Source organism: Endozoicomonas acroporae (assembly GCF_002864045.1).
Classification (GTDB): Bacteria; Pseudomonadota; Gammaproteobacteria; order Pseudomonadales; family Endozoicomonadaceae; genus Endozoicomonas; species Endozoicomonas acroporae.
In genome coordinates this window covers 1-1,006 of record NZ_PJPV01000213.1, presented here as the reverse complement: position 1 = coordinate 1,006, position 1,006 = coordinate 1, and the positions used below count along the sequence as shown (strand labels likewise).

The 1,006-nt window shown below is 45.7% G+C and carries 1 protein-coding gene and 1 pseudogene; one reads left to right on the top strand and one right to left on the bottom strand.

Going from position 1 to position 1,006, the window contains the following annotated elements; translation table 11 throughout:
• Positions 1–394 (top strand): hypothetical protein (locus CX664_RS26745; RefSeq protein WP_180966616.1); only part of this gene is annotated, 394 nt, incomplete at its 5' end.
• Here CX664_RS26745 and CX664_RS28380 read toward each other — a convergent pair.
• A pseudogene (locus CX664_RS28380) lies at positions 391–532 on the bottom strand (IS1595-like element ISEnu2 family transposase); the annotation flags it as partial. The gene CX664_RS26745 and the pseudogene CX664_RS28380 sit on opposite strands and share 4 nt — an antisense overlap.
• Positions 533–1,006 lie beyond the last annotated feature (474 nt).

Sequence of the window (1,006 nt, the reverse complement as noted above, 5' to 3'; positions counted from 1 at the left end):
AGGACTTCCAGCAAGGGCAAGCATACCAACTCAAGGGAAACAGGTTGCCAACAGTCGCATTCAAGGGCCGCTATCTAACTTTGACGCGGCAATGGAAGCTCTGGACCGTTTTCGCGAATTGGGAAATGCAGAACTTGAACTGCTGGAACCCCACCGAAGCCAAATGACTTATGTTGAATTAAGCACTGCTATCTGCAAAATGAGCTACGCAGTGGATTCAGAAACACGGAAAGAATGGACTGAAGCCAGCGAGAAAAGGAGAAGAGACCCACTTGGGCTTGATGAAATAGTGGAATGGGATTTGGATTCATTGGCGACATTGGATTCATTGGCGACAGAGTCAGAACTGGTCAACAACGATGACTGGATGGAAGAGTTCCTACAAGGGCTGTGATATGCATTCACACGTTGCAGGTGAAAAACACCTTCTATAACCCGTATTCCAGAGGATGACACCAGTTCTTTAAAGGTGAACGGTTCTCGCAAGCTTCTCATGTGCAAGGCTTGCATCGGCGCATACGACAGCTTCAATAGTGAGGACATTTTGGAGCCCGAACAAAACTATCTTCGATAGACTTGGCAATATCGAAAGGAGAATTCTGCTATGACAGAGCGTTAATAAGTGTATTTCGCTGCTGGCTGGTTAATAACGGTATAACATTAAGAAGGTCTTGAAACTGTTGGGCCTGCATAACAGAATCGCCCATTTCAAGGCTTTACGACAGTTTAGACTCATCAACCCTTAAGGGAAACACTTAGGGTAGACATTAAGCGTCTACTCCCCTCTTCGGGAAGTTAAAGATGGAACCACGAAGGACACGAAGAGCACAAAGAAGAGATTTTCTTTTCCTTAGTGCTCTTTGTGTCCTTCGTGGTTCCATTCACCCCCTGTGTCAGCATAGTTGTCGCCTCTCCTGAAATTAGAAATCTCAACAGGGGGCGGTCATGAGTAATCAATGGCCCGCTATTCAGAAGAGTTCAAAGAGTCCATCATTCAGAAGATGAT